Here is a 23186-nt window from a genome sequence, read left to right as displayed (position 1 = left end):
TTCTGTTTTTTATCTTGGCTAGGATAACCTCAGCCCTTAAACTGTCAACGCCAACCAGTGAACCCAGTTTACTAATGGCTACTTTATCACCAAAAAAGTGAGCATTTATGCGCAATTTACTCGATTTTGACTTTGATAGCGCCCATATTTGGCATCCTTACACCTCAATGACCCGATCTCTTCCTGTTTTTGGTGTACACAGCGCCAAAGGCTGTGAATTGGAATTAGTTGATGGCCGCAAGTTGGTCGATGGCACTAGCTCGTGGTGGGCCTGTGTGCACGGCTATGCACATCCCGAGATATTAACCGCGATGGAAAAACAGTTGCATCAACTGAGCCATGTGATGTTTGGCGGTATCACCCATGAACCCGCCATTGAACTGTGCAAAAAACTTATCGCTATGACCTGCGAACCGCTGACAAAGGTCTTTTTGTGCGACTCTGGATCTATCTCAGTCGAAGTGGCAATTAAAATGGCGCTGCAATATTGGCAAGGTCAGAGTTGGCAAGGGCAAAGTGTACATGGAGAAGAGCGACCGCTAAAACAACGCATTCTTACCGTTAAGAAGGGTTACCACGGCGATACCTTTGCCGCGATGAGCGTATGCGATCCCGAAGGCGGCATGCACACTATGTTTGGCGATGCAGTAACCAAGCAATCATTTGTGCCCGCGCCACAAACCGCCTTTGGCGAAGCCTTACAAGCCGATGATTTAACCGCAATGCGCGACATATTAAGCATTAATCACCATGAGATTGCCGCTGTGATTATAGAGCCGATAATGCAAGGCGCTGGCGGTATGCGTTTCTACAGCGCAGATTATTTAACGGGTCTTCGTGCCCTATGTGATGAATTTGATGTCCTGCTGATCTTAGATGAAATAGCCACTGGCTTTGGTCGGACAGGCAAGCTTTTTGCTTATGAACACGCCAATATTACCCCTGATATCTTATGTTTAGGCAAAGCGCTAACTGGCGGTTATATAAGCCTAGCGGCAACGCTATGTACCGATAAAGTTGCCCAAGGCATAAGCCAATCTCCCGCGGGCGTGTTTATGCATGGCCCTACTTTTATGGGTAACCCGCTAGCCTGCGCCGCGGCGTGTGCAAGCTTAGACATAATTAACCGTAATGAATGGCAAGCGCAAGTGGCTGCTATCGAACAGCAAATGCGCGTTGAACTTAACGATGCGATTGACTTACCCAGTGTTAAAGACGTGCGAGTGCTCGGCGCAGTGGGCGTGTTAGAGATGCACGAACCCGTCAATACCGCTGATTTACAGCAGCAATTTGTCGATTTAGGCGTCTGGGTGCGTCCCTTCGCCAACCTTATCTATATCATGCCGCCCTATATCATTAGCTCAGCACAATTAAGCCAACTCACCAGTGCGATGAAGCAAGTCGCAGCAGGTATTAGCGCAGTATCAAAAAATCTTGAGCCGCAGCTTATCAGCCACGGTTAATGCTTTAACACTTGACCATCTTTTAGTTTAACGCTCTTTCAACTCAATAAGCCTTTAACGTCGAATAAACGAACCCCTGCGCACTGTGCGCTAGGGGTTCGAACTGCTTGGCTTATCTCAGACTCAGCAGCCCTTCCCTTGTTCGAATCTCGCATCCTCTCGATAGATAAACGCGCTAAGGTTGCAATTGCAATATTGCTCACAATTTCCATTAAAACTCTGTAATTTAGTGCATTTATTTAATCCGCCAACTGGAAATTTTATCAAAGCCAACGATGCTTATATCACTCACTTTACACAACATATCTTTCGCCAAAAGCTGACAACAACTTGAGCAGAGGGAATGGCTTAAATCGCTACACAAAGAAAAGGAGATCATATGTTCAAACTCGCTGACATCCCCGTTAATCGAAAACTCGCACTACAGCTCATTATCGCCCTCGCAGGTGCCTTAATTTTACTCACTATTTCCGTCACAGCCCTAAAGCACAACCTGATGGCAGAGCGTGAAGCACGACTTAATGCCGTATTGTCCCTCGCCAGCAGCCGTATCCAAGCGTTGTCGCAATCGCTCCCCCTAGAGCAAGCACAGCAAGCCGCTAAAGACATGTTAAACGACATGCGTTTTGATGGTGATAACTACTTGTTTGTGATTGATGAATCGAGGCACGTTATCGTTCATCCCATCAAAAAAGAACTGGTTGGCCAACAAATGGGTAATCGAGGCGAAGAGAATTATTGGTTCGAAATGGTCGAACTCGGCCGTGATGGCAAACAAGGATTAGTCGAATACCGCTGGACGACGGCGAATGGCAAATCAGCGCAAAAAATCTCACTTGTCATGGGATTTAAAACTTGGGGCTGGATCTTAGGCTCAGGTATGTTACTCCAAGATATCGAAGCTACCATTTGGAATGAATACCTCACCATGGGAGGCATTACATTTGTCATTATTGTGCTTATGGCTTGGCTAGGTTATGCCATTAGCCGCTCTATTACTCAGCCATTGGATGATGTGAATCTGGCTATGCTCGCCATCACAAAAGGTGATTTAACGACTCAGCTAAAAATCTATGGTAAAGATGAACTTGGCATCTTAGCCCACAATATAAACCAAAGCATAGACTCCATTCGTAGCACTTTACTTCAAGCGAGTCATAGCGCTGACAATGTTGCACAGGCCTCGGCTCGTATCGCCTCAACTGCAGAGGAAACTAATCAAGCGGTAAATAATCAGCGGGATCAACTCGCCCAACTTGCCACAGCCATGAATGAAATGAGCGCCACTATCGCCGATGTCGCGAATAATGCGGAGAGCACAGCCAAAGATACCAAAGAAGCCACTTGGGAAGCAGGCCTTGGCGACCAAGATGTTCACGCCAGCGTAGATGGTATTCATGCTCTTGCCAAAGAAGTGGAGCAAGCGACGGATCAAGTGAATATGCTTAAAGAGGAAGTCATGCAGATCAGCGAGGTCACCTCTGTTATCAGCGCGATTTCAGACCAAACCAACTTGCTGGCACTGAATGCGGCAATCGAAGCCGCCCGCGCTGGCGAACAAGGGCGAGGGTTCGCTGTAGTCGCCGATGAAGTGAGGCAACTTGCCAGTCGCACTAGGCAATCGACCGAAGAAATTCAAAACACGATTTCATTATTGCAACAACGGGCCGTGAGCGCCGCTAAGGCAATGGATGCAAGCCGAGCTTTGGCAGAAAACAGTGTGAGTCAATCGGCAAAAGCGGGGAAGGATTTATCGCTTATCGTTGCTCATATAAAACATGTAAGTGACATGGCAACCCATATCGCCACCGCCGCAGAAGAACAAAGTGTGGTCGCAGAAGACATGAACAGAAACGTGTGCGGGATTAATAACTCAGCGCTCGAAGTCTCTGAATCAGCAACTTATTTGGCTCAAGAAAGTGAAAGTTTGGCCGAATTATCACTGAATTTAAACAATAAACTGGCCGTATTCAAACTCTAGTCATGTATTTAGTTACACCCACAAACCTGTGCCAAACCGTTTAGCCAAGATAAGCCGCATAAAACTGCGCGATTATCTTGGCATTTCGTTAAACGTGCCGACGTCACTAAACTCATGTTACCGAACACGTATACCAAGCTTATTTTACCAAGCTAGAAATCAAAGCACGTAGCGCGGCAGGTTTTATCATTTTCGCCATATAGTGATAGCCGCGGCGTTGCACATCTTCCACCAGCTCTTTGCGGGTATTGGCGGTAATCAAAATACCGGGTAAGTCTTTGCCATATAGGGCACGAATACCGTCCATCGCATCGACGCCATTTTGGCCATCATCTAAATGGTAATCCGCGAGCACAATATCAGGCGCGACGCCTTTCAGTCCTAGTTTAATGCGTGCATCGGATAAATCTTTTGCACAGATAACCTCACACTGCCAGCGGCTTAATAGGCTTTCTAATCCAGCTAAAATGGCCTCTTCGTTGTCGATACACAACACTTTGATACCCGACAACGGCTGCAGCAGCGACGGCAACGCTTTCACTTGTGGCTGACGCACAGTTTCTCCAAGCGGAACACAAATGGAGAAGACCGAGCCGCGCCCTAAATGGGATGAAACCTGAATACCGTGTTCTAACACTTTACTAATGCGATCAGCAATCGCCAGACCTAAGCCCAAGCCGCTAACATTGTTGCTCTTAGGATTATTCAGCCGCTTAAATTCTTTGAAAATTTCTTGGGTTTCTTTTTCATCAATACCACAACCCGTGTCTAACACTTGGATTTCAAGGTAATGACCTCGATGACGGCAACCAAATAACACTCTGCCACCGCGAGCATAACGGTAGGCATTGGTTAAAAAGTTTTGCAGGACACGCCGTAACAGCGAAGGATCAGAATTAACGCTTGCGCTGCATGGGACCATCTTAAAACGAATTTGGTTATCCGCTGCCATCGCTTCAAATTCAACGGATAAGCCATTGATTAGTTCTGAAATCGCAAAGTCACGGCGATTTACATCCACCATACCTGAGTCGAGTTTAGAAATATCCAATAGGTCGGTGAGCAATTCGCCGGCAATTTTTAGCGAGCTATTCACATGGGATAAGGTGGTTCTGGCCTCACGATCTAGATTGGGATACTGAGATAACGACGCAGTGAACAGTCGCGCAGCATTAAGTGGCTGCATTAAATCATGGCCGACGGCGGCCAAGAAGCGACTCTTAGAAGCGTTGGCGATTTCTTCCTGCGCTTTAGCTTCCAGTAACTCACTGTTCAACATGGCTAATTCATAGGTACGTTCGTTAACGCGGCTTTCTAAGGTTTCATTGGCCTCGAGCAGCGCGCGCTCCTGTTCGCGATACTGAGTAATGTCGGTAAAGGTCATCACAAAGCCGCCATCTGGCATAGGATTGCCTTGAATTTTTATCACTTTACCGTCCCTGCGATGGCGCTCAGAAGTGTGCGGCGTGCCATTACGCATATGCTGCACCCGCTGCTCAACCTGCTGTTCTATTTCCCCTTCACCACAATAACCCCGCGCCGCATTAAAGCGGATCACTTCACTGATGGGCATGCCCTGCTGCAAAAATCCATCGGGATATTGATACAACTCCACATATTTGTAATTCCATGCCACAAGATTGAGATCGTTATCGATAACACTCATGCCTTCATAGGCGTGTTCAATCGCGCCGCGCAACATGTCTTGGCTGAGCATGATTTTCGATGAGGCTTCATCGACCAGACTAAAGACTTCATCCAGCGCTAAATCGCGCCCTTGCAGCACGGAATCCATCACTAGCGCTGCGCTTGAAGCGCCAAGCACCCCCGCCAATAAACGTTCAGTGTGGGAAATCAGCTCAGGCGGCGCCGCTTTATGCCAACTATCACTTTTTACCGCATCAATCGAGAAACGGCTAAAACTCTCGTAGGCGCGTGTTGGGCTAACGAAGCGACTCGCCAGTATCAGTAAATCTTGCTGTGAAATCGGACCATTTTTCTTATTGGCACTGTTTTTCAATTTGCCAGGGCTCACAAAAGCACTGGCCTGAATACGCTCAGCCACACCGGCTCTAAACCAAATAGAACCCAAAATATAACAGGCGATATTGGCAAAAAGAGCCGTCAGCGCATCACGCACATTGGGCGTTATCGCATCTAGCAGGCCTTTCTCGCTCGCGACACTAGACAAGAACGCCGATGAGCTTTGCACATCTGTCATGCCCTGCAACATGATGTAGAACCACAACGTAAAGCCCACGCCGAGCCCTAAAAATACCCCAGCACGATTGCCGTGTTTCCAATAGAGTCCACCGACTAAAGCTGGCGCAAGTTGGGCAAAAGCCCCAAAAGACAACATGCCTAAATGGGACAAGGAATCACTGTCTGATAATGCCAAATAGCTGCCATAGCCTAAGCCAAGAATAATCACGATCGCCAAGCGGCGGGCATTAAGTAACAGGTGCGAGAACTGACTGAAGTTTTTCTCGCGGATATGGCCTGTGCGCAGCATCACTGGCACCAGCCATTCGTTACTTACCATCACACTGATAGTCACCACCGCCACTATCACCATGCCAGTTGCCGCTGATAAGGTACCCAGCAAAGCAATCACAGCCAACAAGGGTTGATCTAACGCCAGCGGTAAATTAATCACATAGGTATCGGCCGACACTGAATCGCCGAGGATGAGCTTCCCAGCCAAGGCGAGCGGTCCAACGAACAAGCCAAAGAGTGCTAAATAGATGGGGAATAACCAACGTCCCTTTGACAGCACGGACTCATCGGCGCATTCCACCACCATCACATGGAACTGCCTTGGCATACATAAAAAGGCCGCCATTCCGACGAGTAACTCAGGCATTAAAGCTTCAATACGTGGATTGGGATAATTAATTAGTGACTGCGCATTGGCCTGCTGCCAAATATCCCCAAAACCATCGAACACTCCGAAACTGATGACGATGCCGACCAACAAAAATGCGGCAAGTTTCACCAGAGACTCAAAGGCAATCGCGAGCATCATGCCGGGATTGTGCTCGGTCGCATCGAGTTTGCGAGTACCAAATAAAATGGCAAATATGGCTAACAGCGAAGTGATCAGTAACGGAATCGTCACGCCATCGAGGGGATCGTCTGCGGGTTGAAACAGGTTAAGGCTGAACACCATCGCCTTAAGCTGTAGAGCGATATAGGGCATGATTCCAAACAAGGCGATTAAGGTGACTAAGGCGGCTAAGGTTTGGGATTTGCCGTATCGGGCGGCAATAAAGTCGGCCACTGAGGTGATATTTTGTGCCTTAGACACTAATACCATCTTGCGTAACATGCCAAAACCTAAGGTAAAAATCAGAATTGGGCCGATAAAAATCGGTAAAAAAGACCAGAGATCCTTAGCCGATTGGCCGACTGTGCCTAAAAAACTCCACGAAGAGCAGTAGACCGCTAAGCTCAGACCATAGATAACGACCTGAAGCTTTTTAGTGATCTGAGTAAACCAACGCTCCGCCCCCCAAGCCAATAGGAATAAAAGCGAGACATAACAGACGGCAATAACAGCAACGACTAAGGTTAAATTCATACTTTGCTCTTTTTTCTGATTATTGTGCGATAAAACCTGTCTAAAATCTAGCCGGATTTTTAATGCAACAGACTAAATATAAAGGAAAAATTAACACTAGACCAAGGTCTAATGGAGTTGCCGCCCCCTTGCATACCATACTCAGTCCACGCAATTTTTCAAAAGGGAAGCCCTATGAGCTCGCAGTCTCTCTACAAAGTCTCCGGCAATATCGCTGCCAATGCACTTGTAAACAACGATAAATATAAAACAATGTACCAAGAGTCGATTGTCAATCCTGAAGGTTTCTGGAGAGAACACGGCAAGCGTATTGATTGGATTAAACCTTATACCAAAATTAAAAAAACCTCTTTTGATGACCATAACTTATCGATCAATTGGTTTTACGATGGCACCCTGAATGCTTCAGCCAACTGTTTAGACCGTCACTTAGCCGAGCACAGTGATCGCGTGGCGATTATTTGGGAAGGCGACAATGCCAGCGAACAACGCAAAATCACCTACGGTGAATTACATGCAGATGTGTGTAAGTTTGCCAACGCACTGCGCAGCCAAGGCGTGCGCCGCGGGGATATAGTCACAATTTACATGCCTATGGTGCCAGAAGCCGCAGTCGCTATGCTTGCCTGTGCCCGTATCGGCGCTGTGCACTCTGTGGTCTTCGGTGGTTTCTCACCGGATTCAATCGCCTCTCGCGTCATTGACGGAAAATCCAAAGTCATTATTACCTCCGATGAAGGTATGCGCGGTGGCCGTGCTATTCCATTGAAGCGCAACATAGATGATGCCTTAAAGCACCCTGATGTCACTACGGTTGAAAAAGTCATCGTACTTAAACGCACGGGTGGCAAAGTAGATTGGGTAGAAAGCCGTGATGTGTGGTGGCATTCACTGATGGAAACCGCATCAGAGCACTGCCAACCAGAGGAAATGGACGCCGAAGCACCGTTATTCTTGCTTTATACCTCAGGTTCAACCGGTAATCCCAAGGGCGTATTGCACACCACTGGCGGCTACATGGTTTATGCGTCTATGACCCATGAATATGTGTTCGACTACAAAGCGGGTGAAGTGTACTGGTGTACCGCGGATGTGGGTTGGATCACTGGCCACTCTTACATGGTTTACGGCCCGCTCGCCAATGGTGCGACTGTGCTTATCCATGAAGGTGTGCCGAATCATCCAAGCCCTGCCCGTTTAGGCGAAATGATTGACCGCCATAAAGTGAACATTCTATATACAGCGCCAACGTTAATTCGCGCATTGATGGCAGAAGGTAAGCAACACTTCGATAAGTTCGATGGTAGCAGCTTGAGGATCATGGGCTCGGTAGGTGAACCTATCAACCCAGAAGCGTGGCGTTGGTACCATGAGGTCATAGGTCATGAACATTGCCCTATCGTCGATACTTGGTGGCAAACTGAAACGGGCGGCATTTTGATCACCCCACTGCCAGGCGCGACCGATACTAAACCCGGCTCAGCTACCCGCCCGTTCTTTGGCGTTCAACCCGCCTTAGTGGATAACATGGGGAATATTTTAGAAGGTGAGAACGAAGGTAACTTAGTGTTACTCGATTCTTGGCCGGGCCAAATGCGTACTGTGTATGGCGACCATGAACGATTTGTACTGACCTACTTTAAAACCTTCCGCGGCATGTATTTTACCGGTGACGGTGCACGCCGTGATGAAGATGGCTACTACTGGATCACTGGCCGCGTCGATGACGTGATCAACGTGTCCGGCCACAGATTAGGTACAGCAGAGGTTGAAAGTGCGCTGGTATCACACGAACTGGTTGCCGAGGCTGCAGTAGTTGGCTACCCACATGATATTAAAGGCCAAGGTATTTATGCGTATGTCACGCTAACCCGCGGCACTGAAGAAACCGAAGAGCTACGTCAAGAGCTGCGTCAATGGGTTCGTAAAGAAATTGGTGCGCTAGCCACCCCAGATCTCATCCAATGGGCGACGGGCTTACCTAAGACACGTTCAGGCAAGATCATGCGCCGCTTCCTGCGTAAGATTGCCGCTAACGAAGTGACCAACTTAGGGGATGCATCAACCTTGGCCGATCCAGCGGTGATCGAGACCTTGATTGAATCACGTTTAAATCGTACTGAGTAATATCCGAGTTAAGAATAACGTCCACAACGCTTAGTCTATGCCCAATAGGCTAAGCGTAACCTGAACCTCCCTTTTTAAACCTCAGGTTAAAAGTGAACCCTGTTGAGAGAGTGTGTGTGATTGCTCCTTTCTCTAGCTTGCCCCTCCAACCAGGGGCATTTTTTTTACCTGTTATGTTAAGCTTGCAGCCTCACTTTTATTCAGCATAGATTTTTTATCAGCGTGTCAGTCAAACTCAGAGACTATCAACAACAAGCGGTTAATGCAGCCATCGCCCATTTTAGGCAAAGCCAAGCTTCCGCCGTACTCGTATTACCCACAGGCGCCGGCAAAAGCATAGTGATCGCCGAACTGGCACGCATCGCCAAAGGCAGAGTCTTAGTGCTCACCCATGTGAAAGAATTAGTTGCGCAAAATGCCGAGAAAGTCGGCCTCCTCACAGCACAAGCCAGTATCTATGCGGCGGGACTCAATCAAAAAGCCACCGACGGAAAAACCGTCGTTGCCAGTATTCAATCGGCAGCGCGGGGATTAACGCAGTTCGATCAGCCGTTCTCGTTAGTCATTATTGATGAATGCCACAGAGTCAGCCTAGAAAAAACCAGCCAATATCAGCAAGTACTCAACCATTTACGCACAAAAAATCCCCAATTAAGATTGCTCGGTCTCACCGCCACGCCCTATCGCCTTGGCACTGGCTGGATTTATCAGCAACACTATCACGGCAAAGTGGGGTCTCCCGAACATGCCGTGTTCGAACATTGTGTGTTCGAGCTGCCCATAAGGCCGCTCATTAAGCAAGGTTACCTCACAGCGCCAACCCTGTTTGATGGCCTCAGTGCCCAGTACGATTTCAGCCAACTTAAAGCAAACGAGAATGGCGAATATGCCGAAGCCGAGGTTAACGATTTGCTGGGGCATTACGGCCGCGCGACCACTGCGATTGTGAAACAACTCATTGAACTGAGCCAACATAGAAAAGGCATTATCATTTTTGCGGCAACGGTGCGCCACGCTAATGAGATTTTTGGCCTACTCAACCAAGCTCACGCTGCACAAAGTGCCATTATCACAGCACAAACGCACGACAATGAACGTGACGCGACGATTGAACGCTTTAAAGCCCAAGAGCTTAAGTTTTTAGTCAACGTTGCTGTGTTGACGACAGGCTTCGACGCGCCCCATGTGGATTTGATTGCAATTTTGCGCCCTACCGCCTCAGTCAGTCTGTTTCAACAAATGATCGGCCGTGGATTGCGAATCGCTGAAGGCAAAAAAGATTGTCTTATCATCGACTATGCTGCCAATGGTTATGACTTGTATTTCCCTGAGGTCGGCCAAGCGAAACCCAACAGTAAATCTGTCCCCGTGCAAGTGCATTGCCCAGTATGCGATTTTGCCAATATATTCTGGGGACTCACAGACGACGATGGCGACATTATCGAACACTTTGGTCGCCGCTGTCAGGGCATAGTCGAACAGCAAGGTAAAAAGCTGCAGTGCGACTTTCGATTTAGATCTAAATCTTGCCCTGATTGCGGCGAAGAGAATGATATCGCGGCGCGCATTTGCCAGTACTGCCAATCGACCCTCATCGATCCCGATAAACGCCTACGCCAAGTGCTCAGCCAGCAGCACCATCATTTATTCCGCTGCCAGCATATGAGCCTCATCGACGATGACGGCAATCTGAAAGTGCAGTACCTCGATATCGACGGCAATGAATTCAATCGCCGCTTTAAATTACAAACGCCGGCCCAGTGGCGAGCCCTATATGCCTTATTCATCTTTCCCCATAGCCGTACACCGGGATTAAAACCGAAAAAATACACTAAGGTGACAGAGTTAATCAGCGACGCGGATAAATTCCGCATGCCCGATCTCTTGCTGCTGAAGAAACATAAAAAAGGCTGGGATCTGCTCGAAAGCTATTTTGATTACCAAGGTCGCTATCAAACTGAAAATAAACTCGGCTGACATTATCAATTCACTTAGGCCTATGGTATAAAACGACTAAAGTAATCCTAAGGAGCTATTATGTTCGTTGTTATTTTTGGCCGTCCAGGCTGTCCTTATTGCGTTCGTGCTGTGCAATTATCTGAGCAACTCGTTGAAAAACGTGATGACTTTAAGTTCAGATATGTCGATATTCATGCAGAAGGCATCTCTAAAGCAGATTTAGAAAAAACTGTCGGTAAGCCAGTTGAAACAGTACCGCAGATTTTTGTCGATGAGAAGCACATAGGTGGCTGCACAGATTTCGAGCAATATGTTCGTGAAAACAATCTGTTAGATTAAGCGCTATAGATATGTGATCCGCTTAATGCAAAAGGAGACCTAAGGTCTCCTTTTTAGTCTTTAACCTAAGCGGCTTAAATTAGATACTTAGCTGAGAACATTATGCGACAAAAGTAGAAAATGCCAGCATAAATAATATGTTAGAAAAGTATTTTCCGTAGGAAAAATAAGACGAAGGTATTAAATTTGATACTGGGTATTGGAGTTTAGCTTGGAAAATTCAGTGACTATTCGAGAGAAACACAGCGGGAAAAATAAGTGGTGGGTCGTGAAGGATTCGAACCTTCGACCAATTGGTTAAAAGCCAACTGCTCTACCGACTGAGCTAACGACCCATCTATTGTCTATTAAAACTGTTACGCTGATTTATGCACTTTCAGTAAAGTGGTGGGTCGTGAAGGATTCGAACCTTCGACCAATTGGTTAAAAGCCAACTGCTCTACCGACTGAGCTAACGACCCATCGAGGTATAACGCTGATTTATGCACTTTCAGTAAAGTGTAGTGCCGTGAAGGATTAAAACCATTCGACTGATTGGTTAAAAGCCAACTGCCCTAGCTTTATAAAAAAGCGACTGAGCTAACGACCCACCTAAGTATTGCGATAAAACGATTCACTTATTGTGGCATTCATAATGCAGATAATAAGTGGTGGGTCGTGAAGGATTCGAACCTTCGACCAATTGGTTAAAAGCCAACTGCTCTACCGACTGAGCTAACGACCCATCGAGGTATAACGCTGATTTATACACTTTCAGTAAAGTGGTGTGTCATTAAGGATTAGAACCATTCGACTGATTGGTTAAAAGCCAACTGCCCTAGCTTTATAAAAAAAGCGACTGAGCTAACGACCCATCTGGTGTTTCGCTGATTTATGCACTTTCAGTAAAGTGGTGGGTCGTGAAGGATTCGAACCTTCGACCAATTGGTTAAAAGCCAACTGCTCTACCGACTGAGCTAACGACCCATCTGGTGTTGCGCTGATTTATGCACTTTCAGTAAAGTGGTGGGTCGTGAAGGATTCGAACCTTCGACCAATTGGTTAAAAGCCAACTGCTCTACCGACTGAGCTAACGACCCATCTAGGTACTACGATAAAAATCGTTCACTTATTTTGGCATCAACAATGCGAATAATAAGTGGTGGGTCGTGAAGGATTCGAACCTTCGACCAATTGGTTAAAAGCCAACTGCTCTACCGACTGAGCTAACGACCCATCTGGTGTTGCGCTGATTTATGCACTTTCAGTAAAGTGGTGCGTCATTAAGGATTAGAACCATTCGACTGATTGGTTAAAAGCCAAATGCCCTAGCTTTATAAAAAAGCGACTGAGCTAACGACCCATTGTACTACTGACTATCTCATTAAATACCACTAACTTATTCTATTCATTAGAGTAAGTGGTGGGTCGTGAAGGATTCGAACCTTCGACCAATTGGTTAAAAGCCAACTGCTCTACCGACTGAGCTAACGACCCATTTACTGGTATTTCACGCCCCGAACGACCTCGCCGCTCTGAGGGCGCCTATAATACCTTTTTCATCTTCTCATGCAAGCGCAAATTCCCAATTTTTTGTCGTTTGCATGAAAAACAGACTAAGAGTATGTTTTTTAGTTAATTACGCTTTAATTGCAGCCAGTTGCTGCTGTGCAATGCGTGCTGCGGCGCTGTTTGCGTAATCTTTGACAACTTGTTGGTAGTATTGCATCGCACCAGCTTTATCACCGGTTTTCTCGGCGATCATGCCAAGCTTCACTAAACTATCGCCACGTTTATTAGAATCACTAAAACGATCAACCACAGTTTTGAAGGCTTGTTTGGCTTCTGCAAATTCGCTCTTATTAAATAATAGCTGTCCTAACCAATAGTTCGCATTCGCGGCATACACAGAGTCTGGGTATTGTTTGATAAAAGCACGGAAGGCAGGAATGGCATCGTCATACTTACGCTCTTTTAAGACTAAGTTAACGGCATTTTCATAACTTGCAGTTTCACTTAAACTACTTGCGGCAGCATTGGTCGATACCACAGAGGGGATTGATGTCGCTGCAGCTGCAGGTGCGGCAGATGCCTTTGAGGATAAATTAGCAAGCTCATCATATAACTGACGCTGACGCTCTTGCATCTGCTCAATCTGATAATTCTGTTGTTCGGTTAAACCGCGTAAATCGAGAACTTCCTGCTGCAGTGTATCAAGACGACGTTGCATCTCTAGCTCACTTTGTTGTCTCGACTTTACAATACGTTCGATACGAGCAAGTCTGTCATCACCCGAACCACCAGCAATATCTTCCACAGGAGCAGGCGCTGCAACCGCAGCGCCCGCACCAAGGAACATTGCCGTAATTAAGACGGCACGTTTCATTGTGTTACTCTCCGAAATTCAATCTTAGTAAACTAAAACTGCACGACGGTTTTTGCCAAAACCTTCATCAGTGCGAGAAAAATCAAGTGGTTTTTCTTCGCCATAGCTGACTACGCTCATTTGGCTTGGCTGTACGCCCATACCTTGTAGGTATTTAGCAACGGCTTTAGCACGACGTTCGCCCAGAGCAATGTTGTACTCAGGAGTGCCACGCTCGTCCGCATGACCTTCAATCAGTACGCGCACACTTGGGTGCTCAACTAAGTAAGTACCATGAGCTTCTAATACAGCGGCGAATTCAGTTTGAACTTCACTGCGGTCGAAATCGAAGTAAATGATGTGTTCTTTTCTCAACTCTTCTAACTGCTGACGTTGCTGCTCTTCAGATGACAACATAGCACCCACACCACCAGTTTGAATGCCACCATTCAGTTCGCTACCTGAACCGTTTGTTGAGCCCATTGCATCAGTTTCTGATTCTGAAGTTGAGCTACATGCACTAATAGCCATAATTGGAAGTGCTACCAACATAGCTTTTAACAACTTATTCAGATCCATTACGTGTTCCTTATAAAATTAAATGTGATTAAATCAAGGTATAACATTAGAGAAACGGAGACCAAGAAGGTGATTTCACCTCGCCTTGACCCACGGGTAATCTCGCTTTAAAGCGTCCATCCGTAGAAACAGCTGCTAATACTTGCTTACCTTGGTGTGTAGTGCCATATATGACCATAGTACCATTAGGCGCCACACTTGGGGATTCATCCAAGCGTGTAGAGGTTAGCACCTGCATAAAACGCGTATTTAAATCCATACGCGCAATATTAAACTTACCGTTAGTACGGTTAACAAAAATCATACTACGTCCATCTGGCGTAATTGAACCACCAAGGTTCCATTCACCTTCAAATGTTTCACGACTCACTTTACCTGAGCTTAACTCTACGCGATAAATTTGCGGTCTACCACCACGTTCAGATGTGAAAATCAACGACTTCCCATCAGGATACCATGATGGTTCAGTATCGATAGCATAGTGATTAGTAATACGCTTAATCGCTTTTGTCGCAATATCGATAACATAGATCTCAGGCTGACCATCCTTAGACAGCGTCACAGCCAAAGATTTGCCATCAGGAGAGAAAGCCGGCGCACCGTTAATACCAGGGAAAGAGCTCACTTTAGTGCGCACTTGGGTATAAAGGTCTTGCACGAAAATCTCTGCTTTTTTATTTTCAAAGCTAACATACGCCAAACGACGCCCATCAGGCGACCAAGTGGGTGACATTAATGGCTCAGGTGAGCGCAGTAACATTTGCTCGTTAAAACCATCATAGTCCGCAACCATCAACTGATAAGGTGCTTTTTGAGTATGATTGACCACGACGTAGGAGATCCGCGTTAAGAATGCACCGCGAATACCAGTTAACTTTTCATAAACGATATCGCTAATTCTATGACCATATTGACGAAATTGCGCTGCTGAAATCACAGTTTGGCGACTGTCCATCAAAAATTCTGTAGCACTGACTGAGCCTTTCAATGCTTGGTTTTGTGCTTTAACTAAATCGATTAAATCAAAGCTCACCAAATACTGATCGGTTCCGTAAGGTTTCACAGTACCTAACACCACAGCTTCTGCGCCAACGCTAGACCATGAACTAGGTTGAAACTGAGCCAAAGCACCAATATTGCGCTGAGGTAGTCCGAGCTCGTCTAAAGGTTTAAAGGTACCGCTACGAGCTAAGTCAGACATCACCACATCAGCAATCGCTTGTGGCGGTGCGCCAGGACCTTGCCATACAAAAGGCATCACAGCGATGGGACGCGCTGCGTCAACACCTTCTGTGATCACAATATCCAATGCCGCTTTCGCGGGGGTGGTGCACAGCAGAACTGCCAGTGCTAACCATTTTGCCAATATTTTCATGGTGCTCCTTTAATTAAACGTTGGTTCAACGATTAAGTTAATTTCTTTCATCAAGTTATAAACCGCAGGATCCGGAGACACAGGCAGTTTGCCCGCTTTCAAAATCGCCGCTTTTGCTGCACGACAAACGTTGGGATCACCACCTTTTGTTTGGCTGCTGATCACAAACCCATCATTCGCTAAACGCACAGAGACAGTACAAGTCTTTCCACGCATAGATTCATCCACTACCAAATTACGTTGAATAGTTGATTTTATCATTGCCTGATACTTACCGACTTCACTCTGCATCTGCTTATTCATGGTTTGCGACAGCGCCGCTTGCTCAGCCGCTAATGCATCAGCCATTTCCTGCTCTTGATCGGCAAGGGCTTTAGCATCTGCTTTAGCTTTAGCATCCGCTTTAGCTTTGGCATCCGCTTTAGCTTTGGCATCCGCTTTAGCTTTGGCATCCGCTTTAGCTTTGGCATCTGCTTTAGCTTTAGCATCTGCTTCCGCTTTAGCTTCCGCATCTGCTTTTTGCTTACGGTCAGTTTCAGCTTTCACTGCAGCAGCTTCTTCAACCTTGCGTTTTTCAGCGGCTTTTTGTGCGGCGTCTTCAGCAACCTTACGCTCCTGCTCTTTCAGCTTACGGTCGGCTTCGGCTTTGACCGCCTTTTCCTTTTCCTGCTGCTGTTTCACCTGGGCTAATTTGGTCGCTTCATTGGCTTTTTGAATCTCAATTTCCTGCTGCTTACGTTCTTGCTCTAGCTGTTTAATCTGAGCTTGTTCGCGCTCGCGTGCCTGTTTCGCTTCTTGAACTTTGCGTTCAAGCTCGGCTTGACGTTCTTGCTCACGGCGTTCGGCATCACGCTTTTCTTGCTTAAGTTTCTCAACTTGATTAGCCACTTTTTGCTGATCAACCATAACCGCTTTGATTGCTGGTGCGCTAACTTGTTGCATAGGCTCAGGTTTGTGAGAAAAATCTATTCCTAATGCCAGAATAATTATCACGCCAATATGAATACCCGCTGAAATTGACAGAGGTAATGTTACATCTGACTTATCTGCCACCTATTTCTCCTTGGGTGAATCCGTCATCAAACCGACTGATGGCACGCCAGCTTGCTGCAGTGTCACCATCAACTGAATCACTTTATCGTAAGGAATATTTCTATCGGCTTTAACCACAACAGGACGCTCAGGTTCAGTCACGATAAGTGCAGCCACTTCCGTTGCCAATTCTTCCAAATCCATAGGCACATTCGTTGAACCGCCTTTATTGAGGAAGTAATCACCATCACCATCGATTGAAGCAACAATGGGCGGCTTACTATCATTGGGTAAAACTTCTGCCGCCCCTTGAGGTAGCTCAACTTTGACCCCTTGGGTCACTATGGGTGCTGTTACCATAAAAATAATTAACAGCACGAGCATGACGTCGATATAAGGCACCACGTTGATTTCAGCAACGGGGCGACGACGTTTGCGCTGATAAGCTGGTTGCATTATGCCCCTTCCTTCTCACTGTATGCTTGGCGATGCAAAATGCTGGAGAACTCTTCCATAAAGTTTGCGTAAGCCATTTCTAATTTATCGACTTGAGTCGAGAAACGGTTGTAGGCGATTACCGCTGGAATTGCAGCAAATAAACCCATAGCCGTTGCAATCAAAGCTTCAGCAATACCGGGGGCAACCATAGCTAAGGTGGCGTTTTCCATCGAACCAATAGCGATAAAAGAATTCATGATCCCCCATACCGTACCAAATAAACCGATATAAGGGCTAGTCGAACCAATCGTAGCTAATAACGGTAAGTTAGCTTCTAACTTTTCCATTTCGCGAGACAAGGTCACACGCATAGCTCGCGATGTACCATCCATGACGGCATCGGGCACTTTGCTATTTAATTTATTCAGGCGTGAATATTCCTTAAAGCCAGTCACAAATAATGACTCTAAACCGCTATTATCTGGACGAGATGATAATTCTTTATACAAACGGTTTAAATCAACACCTGACCAAAATTTGTCTTCAAACTTCGCCGATTTACTTTTTGCGGATGTCAGTAAGCTACGGCGTTGTAAAATCACCGTCCAAGACATCACCGACAAGCAAAGTAAAGTGAACATAACAAATTTCACTAATAAACTGGCTTGTAAAAATAACCCAACAATCGACATATCAGCTTGCACTGTCAAACTCCTGCACAATATTTAAGGGAATAGCTCGGGGACGCATACGTGATAGCGCAACACAAACAACCAGCACTGTGCCTTCACAATAACAGTCTCCCTGTTTATCGACCAAACGTTGATGAAAGATCAACGAGGCCTTTTTCAACTCTATGACCTTAGTTTCAACAATAAGGTTCTGTTCAAAACGTGCTGCTTTGCGAAAATCGAGTTCCGCACGCTTTACGACAAAAGCGGTGTCGTCGGCTAATAACGCAGTCTGACTCACGCCAAGGGCTTTTAGCCACTCGGTTCGCGCGCGCTCAAAAAAGTTGAGGTAGTTCGAATGATAGACAACGCCACCAGCGTCGGTGTCTTCGTAATAGACTGAAATTGGCCAATGAAACATCATTTGAAAATAAGCAAATTTTGGTTGAAAAATTGACGCTTACTATACCTAGGGAAACAAGACTTGTGAATGACCCGATGAAGATATAGATAGGAATAGCGCGGGTTTCAGATGAATAGGGGCAATTGTAAAAGAGAATGGGGTCAAACGACCCCATTTTATTAACATAGTTAGTTATTTTGCGATAGCTTGTGGCAAGGTTAAGCCAAAACTCTGCCACAAGAAACTATAGATGTCGGCAAATTCGTCGATCTTCATCGCCGTGGGCTTACCCGCTCCATGACCAGCATTTGACTCGATACGCATAATGACTGGTTTATTGCCCTGCTGTTTCTCCTGCAGCATGGCCGCAAACTTGAAACTGTGTAATGGCACAACACGATCATCATGATCCGCTGTCATTACCATAGTCGCAGGATAAGCTTGCGCTTTTACATTGTGATAGGGCGAATAAGCCAATAGCGCAGGGAATTGCTCTGCTTTATCGGCACTACCGTATTCACTCGTCCAAGCCCAACCAATAGTGAACTTGTGAAAACGCAGCATATCCAACACGCCCACGGCAGGTAATACGGCAGCAAAAAGTTCAGGACGTTGAGTCACAGCAGCACCCATCAACAGACCACCATTACTGCGGCCATAGGCACCGAGTTTAGAGCTGTTGGTGTATTTTTCGCTGACCAGATATTCAGCAGCAGCAAAATAGTCATCAAACACATTTTGCTTTTTGTCGAACATCCCCGCTTGATGCCAGCTTTCGCCATACTCAGCGCCGCCACGTAAACTCGGCACAGCATAAATGCCACCCATGTCTAACCAAGCGATATTGGCAGGGCTAAAACGTGGTGTCATCGAAATGGCAAAACCACCATAAGCATAAAGTAATGTCGGATTTTGACCGTTTTTCACTAAGCCCTTTTTATAGGAGAGCATCATAGGCACACGCGTACCGTCTTTGCTGCTATAGAAAACCTGTTCAGAAACATAGTCATCGGGATTAAACGAGACTTTGGGTTTAGCAATGACGGTTGAACCGCCAGTTTTAAAATCAAACTTATAGGTGGTTTCAGGCTGAATATAACTATTAAACACATAATAGAAATAATCTTTGCTGGCTTTACCAAAAGGCCCTGCCACATTGCCAAGACCAGGCAATGCCACATCTTGACGCTTCTGACCACCCATACTGTAAATCGATAATTGACCTAACACATCATGTAAATAACTCACCACTAAATGGTCATTAATAATGGCGACATTATTAATCGGATCTTTAGACTCAGGAATAATCGTTTGCCATTGCGATTTATCACTATTGCGGGTGTCAATCGCAATCACTTTACCATTAGGCGCCTCTAAGTCGGTTTTGAAATAAAACACTGAACCATCATTACCGAGAAACTCATATTCAGCTTCTAATTTGAGGATCAATTCCACCACTTGGGATTTAGGCTCAAATAACGATTTATAGAAGAAACGATTACGCTTATCCGTACCTTGAGAAATCGACAGTAATAAGTATTCACCTTTCTCAGAGACATCAATGCCAAAGCCCCAATCTTTATTCTGTGGACGCTCATAAATCAATAGATCTTGATGTTGGTCTGTGCCTAATTTGTGGTAATACACTTTTTGGTTAAAATTAACGTCAGCTAAAACATCACCCCCTGCTGGGGCATCATAACGGGCGTAGAACACACCTTGATTTTCTTTATCCCACACTGCGCTAGAAAATTTAATCCATTTCAGTTCATCGGCCAGTTTCTTACCAGTTGCGATATCAACGAACTGCCATTGCTGCCAATCTGAGCCAGAATTTGACACACCATAGGCTAAAATTTTACCGTCATTACTCACAGCAACGCCGGATAAGGCAACAGTGCCATCCGCAGACAGTTTATTTGGGTCAAGAACAGGCTTTTCAACACCATCTAAACCTTTAACATACAAAACCGATTGCGCCTGTAGGCCATTATTGCGGTAGTAAAATTGGTTGTCGCCGTTTTCAAACGGGGCAGAGACTTTTTCGTAATTCCAAAGTTCTGTAATACGTTCGACCACAGCTTGTTTATTGGGGATCTTAGCGAGGTAGGCTTGACCAAAGTCTTGTTGTTCTTTTACCCACTCTTCAGTTTCAGGTGTATTGGCCTCCAGATGACGATAAGGGTCGGCCACCGCAACACCATGAATGGTTTCGACGAGGTCATCTTTTTCAGTGACAGGGTAAACGAGTTTAGTTGCGCTTGCCTGCTCAGTCGAATTTTGCTCAGGTGAATTGCCACTTTGGCAGGCACCGAGTGCCATCCCCAATGTGGCCACTAACAAACCTTGCTTTGCAAGGCGAAATCTTAATGCCATCGTGTTGTCGTCCTTCTTATGGTTTCGGGCTTAAGGCCTTTTCAGCAAGTACTATACAAGCAAAAAAAATCATGGCAATGGCGTAACTTAATATGAAGTTTTTTAAGCTGTATCGTGAATTTAACAAAATAGCAGCAAGGATAAGCTTATTGAAGTGTATTATTATGCATTAATAGTGAGTTATAAGTTATTAATCAAGGTAAATAGTGACTTAAGTGATATAAATCACCTTTTTAGCCATTAGAATTACTAATGTTTATGGGCAATTTTTCTCGTTTGTTTTACAACAGGTTTCCCAATAGAATGTGCTTGTTTTCAGGAGATAACTGCTTGCAGATATCGAAAACAAAGAACTTTTAAACTGGTGTGTTCCCAACACTTCAGTTTCTTTTCTGGTTCTTATGCTTGACTTCCTTCCTTCAATTTGTTGATTGCAAATGCATTATTTTTGCGGCCCGCTTAGTTTAAGCGGGCTTTTTTTAGCATTTCAAACACAATCCTGATTATTGCAACGGCCAAGTTTTATACATCATCGATATTACTCGTACTTATCCCACTCTCGCTTTCTGCAGTACTTGTTGAGGTGGATATGTCATCACTACAAATTAAAAAATCTCATTATTTTTACCCATACTCGCAAATTGAGCGAATCATTCGATTAAAGTGGCATACTGCCTGAACTCTCCTTCTTTTAAAAACGACAATGCCAAGTCATAAACTTGGCATTGGAAAACACTTAAAACCTAGGTAAAACAAACACTAAAAAGGTTTACTGATCCGTATAACAACACGACGGTTACGCGCCCTTTCATCCATATCATCATTGGAAGCCACATGACGACGCTCACCATGCCCGAATGTGACAATACGATCTTGAGGAATACCACTGGCAACAAAGAACTCTTTTACCGACGCAGCTCGTGTATCCGACACTTTCTGGTTTACTGAACGGCCACCATAACTGTCGGTATACGCATCCACCAGCACTAACTCTACCAAGGGATCATAGGCTAAATATTCTTGCACCCGAGACAGTTGTTGATGGGAGAAACGAGTTAAATCGGTTCCGCCTTCATCGTAATTTAATACAGTAAAAGCGATATCTTCAAAGCTATAGGGCAATAAATGCGCTAGACAAGCTTTAAACTCAGTATATTTACGGCCAAAATTAGCTGAAGACAAACCCACAGCTATCTTATTCGACTCGTTATACCAATCAGCATAGTAAAATGTTGGTTCCATACCGCGACTCAACTCTGCCAACATAGACCAAGCTGCACGCTTAGGCACTTCACCGTTAAAGTACTTTTGATAATGTAATGAAGTGATCTCTTTCGATACCACACCAGGACGCCACTGCGGCGCGCGGCTAATTAATTTCGCCTGCGTCACTTGATCAGGTTTTACCCACATATCTAAGGTAAAAGTCATATTCTGCTGTTTACCCGCTTCACTGGTAAAAATTGCTTTACCGTATGAAGGAATATCATGCTCAAGGCGACAGACGATGGGAGTATTTTCACTCACTCGCCACTGGGAATCACTTAAAGAGGCGACATAATGGCGCAACTCTGCCATTGCAGTTGCTGGAACGCATAAAATTGATACTAATATCAGTTTTCGCCACATAGCCTTTACTCATGTTTAATCGGTTACATGGCTTTATCGGCAAACTATTTAGTTCCTTTAGCTCATAAAACCACCAATCAAGCATGACACACCCCAACACATTTAGCATAATAGCGCCCTGTGAATTTTCTTGAGTACTTTATGAGTGACATTTGCGACGCGAACAAATTGAAATACCGATTTCGAGGCTACTTTCCCGTAGTCATTGATGTCGAAACTGCGGGCTTCAACTCTCAAACCGATGCGTTGCTAGAAATTGCCGTCACCCTACTAAAAATGGACAATGAAGGTGTAATAGGAATCGATAAAACCCTACACTTCCACATTGAGCCCTTTGAAGGCGCAAATTTAGAACCCGAAGCGTTAGCATTCAACGGTATTGATCCCACTAATCCGTTACGGGGAGCGGTGAGCGAGAAAGAAGCCTTTTTAGAAATCTTTAAAGCCGTGAAGAAAGCCCAAAAAGCCTCCGACTGCCATCGCAGTATCATAGTGGCGCACAATGCGGCCTTCGATCATGGTTTTGTGAGTAAGGCGATAGAACGTTGCGACTTAAAACGCTCGCCGTTTCATCCTTTTGCCACCTTTGACACAGCAACGCTCGCCGGACTCGCCATTGGTCATACCGTACTTGCCAAGGCATGCATTATGGCGGGTATTCCCTTCGATAATAAAGAAGCCCATTCGGCGCTATATGATACCGAACGTACCGCGGAGCTTTTTTGTCACATAGTGAATCGTTGGAAATCATTAGGTGGCTGGCCATTACTGGCTGTGGCTGTGGATGCGCAAGATGCAGAAAGCGGTATTGTGGAATAAATTTAACAGGTAACACGAGATCTTAAGCAATGAAAAAACAAAAAAGCTGCCATTGGCAGCTTTTTTCATTT

The 23186-nt window shown here is 45.6% G+C and carries 16 protein-coding genes and 10 tRNA genes; 6 read left to right on the top strand and 20 right to left on the bottom strand.

Translation table 11 applies throughout. The features are described from left to right. Window positions 1–107: 107 nt before the first annotated feature. Entirely contained in the window at window positions 108–1463 is a 1356-nt protein-coding gene (bioA, locus tag L5M49_RS00300; RefSeq protein WP_263265232.1) for an adenosylmethionine--8-amino-7-oxononanoate transaminase, read from the top strand. A 379-nt stretch (window positions 1464–1842) separates the two neighbouring features. Beyond that, entirely contained in the window at window positions 1843–3444 is a 1602-nt protein-coding gene (locus tag L5M49_RS00295; RefSeq protein ID WP_263265231.1) for a methyl-accepting chemotaxis protein, read from the top strand. 139 nt (window positions 3445–3583) lie between these two features. On the opposite strand, the gene L5M49_RS00290 is transcribed toward L5M49_RS00295, so the two are convergent. Beyond that, window positions 3584–7024 carry a PAS domain-containing hybrid sensor histidine kinase/response regulator gene (locus L5M49_RS00290; protein ID WP_263265230.1) on the bottom strand — a complete coding sequence of 1147 codons (3441 nt, stop codon included), beginning with the start codon at window positions 7022–7024 and terminating at the stop codon, window positions 3584–3586. Between the two features lie 174 nt (window positions 7025–7198). On the opposite strand from L5M49_RS00290, the gene acs reads away from it, so the two are divergent. From acs to L5M49_RS00275, 3 genes are all read left to right on the top strand, one after another. Beyond that, complete coding sequence (gene acs / locus L5M49_RS00285) at window positions 7199–9151, top strand: acetate--CoA ligase (RefSeq protein WP_198572683.1); 1953 nt, start codon at window positions 7199–7201, stop codon at window positions 9149–9151. A gap of 222 nt (window positions 9152–9373) precedes the next feature. Beyond that, window positions 9374–11128: a DEAD/DEAH box helicase gene (locus L5M49_RS00280; protein WP_263265229.1), complete on the top strand. Its 1755-nt coding sequence runs from the start codon at window positions 9374–9376 to the stop codon at window positions 11126–11128. Between the two features lie 60 nt (window positions 11129–11188). Then, window positions 11189–11449: a GrxA family glutaredoxin gene (locus L5M49_RS00275; protein ID WP_028760344.1), complete on the top strand. Its 261-nt coding sequence runs from the start codon at window positions 11189–11191 to the stop codon at window positions 11447–11449. Window positions 11450–11708: 259 nt separating this feature from the next. Here L5M49_RS00275 and L5M49_RS00270 read toward each other — a convergent pair. The 19 genes from L5M49_RS00270 to motY form a co-directional block, all read right to left on the bottom strand. Next, a tRNA-Lys gene (locus L5M49_RS00270) sits at window positions 11709–11784 on the bottom strand. Between the two features lie 50 nt (window positions 11785–11834). Then, window positions 11835–11910 (bottom strand) — tRNA-Lys (locus tag L5M49_RS00265). Between the two features lie 40 nt (window positions 11911–11950). Next, window positions 11951–12038, bottom strand: a tRNA-Lys gene (locus L5M49_RS00260). Between the two features lie 59 nt (window positions 12039–12097). Further along, window positions 12098–12173, bottom strand: a tRNA-Lys gene (locus L5M49_RS00255). A 38-nt stretch (window positions 12174–12211) separates the two neighbouring features. Then, window positions 12212–12302, bottom strand: a tRNA-Lys gene (locus L5M49_RS00250). 37 nt (window positions 12303–12339) lie between these two features. After that, window positions 12340–12415, bottom strand: a tRNA-Lys gene (locus L5M49_RS00245). A 37-nt stretch (window positions 12416–12452) separates the two neighbouring features. Next, window positions 12453–12528, bottom strand: a tRNA-Lys gene (locus L5M49_RS00240). A 60-nt stretch (window positions 12529–12588) separates the two neighbouring features. Then, window positions 12589–12664, bottom strand: a tRNA-Lys gene (locus L5M49_RS00235). Window positions 12665–12701: 37 nt separating this feature from the next. Then, window positions 12702–12791: transfer RNA gene (locus L5M49_RS00230), tRNA-Lys, on the bottom strand. A 58-nt stretch (window positions 12792–12849) separates the two neighbouring features. After that, window positions 12850–12925: transfer RNA gene (locus tag L5M49_RS00225), tRNA-Lys, on the bottom strand. Between the two features lie 142 nt (window positions 12926–13067). Next, window positions 13068–13814 (bottom strand): tol-pal system protein YbgF, encoded by a 747-nt coding sequence (gene ybgF, locus L5M49_RS00220; protein ID WP_028760345.1) that lies wholly within the window; start codon window positions 13812–13814, stop codon window positions 13068–13070. A 24-nt stretch (window positions 13815–13838) separates the two neighbouring features. Continuing rightward, window positions 13839–14372: a peptidoglycan-associated lipoprotein Pal gene (gene pal / locus L5M49_RS00215; RefSeq protein WP_028760346.1), complete on the bottom strand. Its 534-nt coding sequence runs from the start codon at window positions 14370–14372 to the stop codon at window positions 13839–13841. A 46-nt stretch (window positions 14373–14418) separates the two neighbouring features. Then, window positions 14419–15747 carry a Tol-Pal system beta propeller repeat protein TolB gene (tolB, locus tag L5M49_RS00210; RefSeq protein WP_028760347.1) on the bottom strand — a complete coding sequence of 443 codons (1329 nt, stop codon included), beginning with the start codon at window positions 15745–15747 and terminating at the stop codon, window positions 14419–14421. Between the two features lie 9 nt (window positions 15748–15756). Further along, window positions 15757–16800 carry a cell envelope integrity protein TolA gene (tolA, locus tag L5M49_RS00205; protein WP_263265228.1) on the bottom strand — a complete coding sequence of 348 codons (1044 nt, stop codon included), beginning with the start codon at window positions 16798–16800 and terminating at the stop codon, window positions 15757–15759. Continuing rightward, window positions 16801–17235: a protein TolR gene (gene tolR / locus L5M49_RS00200; protein ID WP_113938780.1), complete on the bottom strand. Its 435-nt coding sequence runs from the start codon at window positions 17233–17235 to the stop codon at window positions 16801–16803. Further along, window positions 17235–17921, bottom strand: a complete 687-nt coding sequence (tolQ, locus tag L5M49_RS00195; RefSeq protein WP_028760350.1) for a protein TolQ — start codon at window positions 17919–17921, stop codon at window positions 17235–17237. Before tolQ ends, tolR begins: the two co-directional genes overlap by 1 nt. Next, window positions 17911–18312: a tol-pal system-associated acyl-CoA thioesterase gene (ybgC, locus tag L5M49_RS00190; RefSeq protein WP_006081251.1), complete on the bottom strand. Its 402-nt coding sequence runs from the start codon at window positions 18310–18312 to the stop codon at window positions 17911–17913. Before ybgC ends, tolQ begins: the two co-directional genes overlap by 11 nt. 171 nt (window positions 18313–18483) lie before the next feature. Continuing rightward, window positions 18484–20667 carry a prolyl oligopeptidase family serine peptidase gene (locus L5M49_RS00185; RefSeq protein ID WP_105252847.1) on the bottom strand — a complete coding sequence of 728 codons (2184 nt, stop codon included), beginning with the start codon at window positions 20665–20667 and terminating at the stop codon, window positions 18484–18486. 759 nt (window positions 20668–21426) lie between these two features. Continuing rightward, the gene (gene motY / locus L5M49_RS00180; RefSeq protein WP_263265227.1) at window positions 21427–22296 is read right to left on the bottom strand and encodes a flagellar protein MotY; all 870 of its coding nucleotides are present in this window, start codon (window positions 22294–22296) and stop codon (window positions 21427–21429) included. A gap of 141 nt (window positions 22297–22437) precedes the next feature. Here motY and rnt point away from each other — a divergent pair, with 141 nt between their 5' ends. Continuing rightward, window positions 22438–23115, top strand: coding sequence for a ribonuclease T (gene rnt, locus L5M49_RS00175; RefSeq protein ID WP_263265226.1), 678 nt, complete (start codon window positions 22438–22440; stop codon window positions 23113–23115). The last annotated feature ends 71 nt before the right edge of the window (window positions 23116–23186 follow it).

It is taken from the genome of Shewanella sp. SM74 (assembly GCF_025653725.1).
Classification (GTDB): domain Bacteria; phylum Pseudomonadota; class Gammaproteobacteria; order Enterobacterales; family Shewanellaceae; genus Shewanella; species Shewanella oncorhynchi.
This window is presented reverse-complemented; position numbering and strand designations above follow the sequence as displayed.

Coding starts and splice junctions, on each gene's coding strand:
- tolR (WP_113938780.1), bottom strand. CDS start 17,235: ATGCAACCAGCTTATCAGCGCAAACGTCGTCGCCCCGTTGCTGAAATC.
- motY (WP_263265227.1), bottom strand. CDS start 22,296: ATGTGGCGAAAACTGATATTAGTATCAATTTTATGCGTTCCAGCAACT.
- rnt (WP_263265226.1), top strand. CDS start 22,438: ATGAGTGACATTTGCGACGCGAACAAATTGAAATACCGATTTCGAGGC.
- ybgC (WP_006081251.1), bottom strand. CDS start 18,312: ATGATGTTTCATTGGCCAATTTCAGTCTATTACGAAGACACCGACGCT.
- tolB (WP_028760347.1), bottom strand. CDS start 15,747: ATGAAAATATTGGCAAAATGGTTAGCACTGGCAGTTCTGCTGTGCACC.
- L5M49_RS00295 (WP_263265231.1), top strand. CDS start 1,843: ATGTTCAAACTCGCTGACATCCCCGTTAATCGAAAACTCGCACTACAG.
- ybgF (WP_028760345.1), bottom strand. CDS start 13,814: ATGAAACGTGCCGTCTTAATTACGGCAATGTTCCTTGGTGCGGGCGCT.
- pal (WP_028760346.1), bottom strand. CDS start 14,372: ATGGATCTGAATAAGTTGTTAAAAGCTATGTTGGTAGCACTTCCAATT.
- L5M49_RS00290 (WP_263265230.1), bottom strand. CDS start 7,024: ATGAATTTAACCTTAGTCGTTGCTGTTATTGCCGTCTGTTATGTCTCG.
- L5M49_RS00275 (WP_028760344.1), top strand. CDS start 11,189: ATGTTCGTTGTTATTTTTGGCCGTCCAGGCTGTCCTTATTGCGTTCGT.
- bioA (WP_263265232.1), top strand. CDS start 108: ATGCGCAATTTACTCGATTTTGACTTTGATAGCGCCCATATTTGGCAT.
- acs (WP_198572683.1), top strand. CDS start 7,199: ATGAGCTCGCAGTCTCTCTACAAAGTCTCCGGCAATATCGCTGCCAAT.
- L5M49_RS00185 (WP_105252847.1), bottom strand. CDS start 20,667: ATGGCATTAAGATTTCGCCTTGCAAAGCAAGGTTTGTTAGTGGCCACA.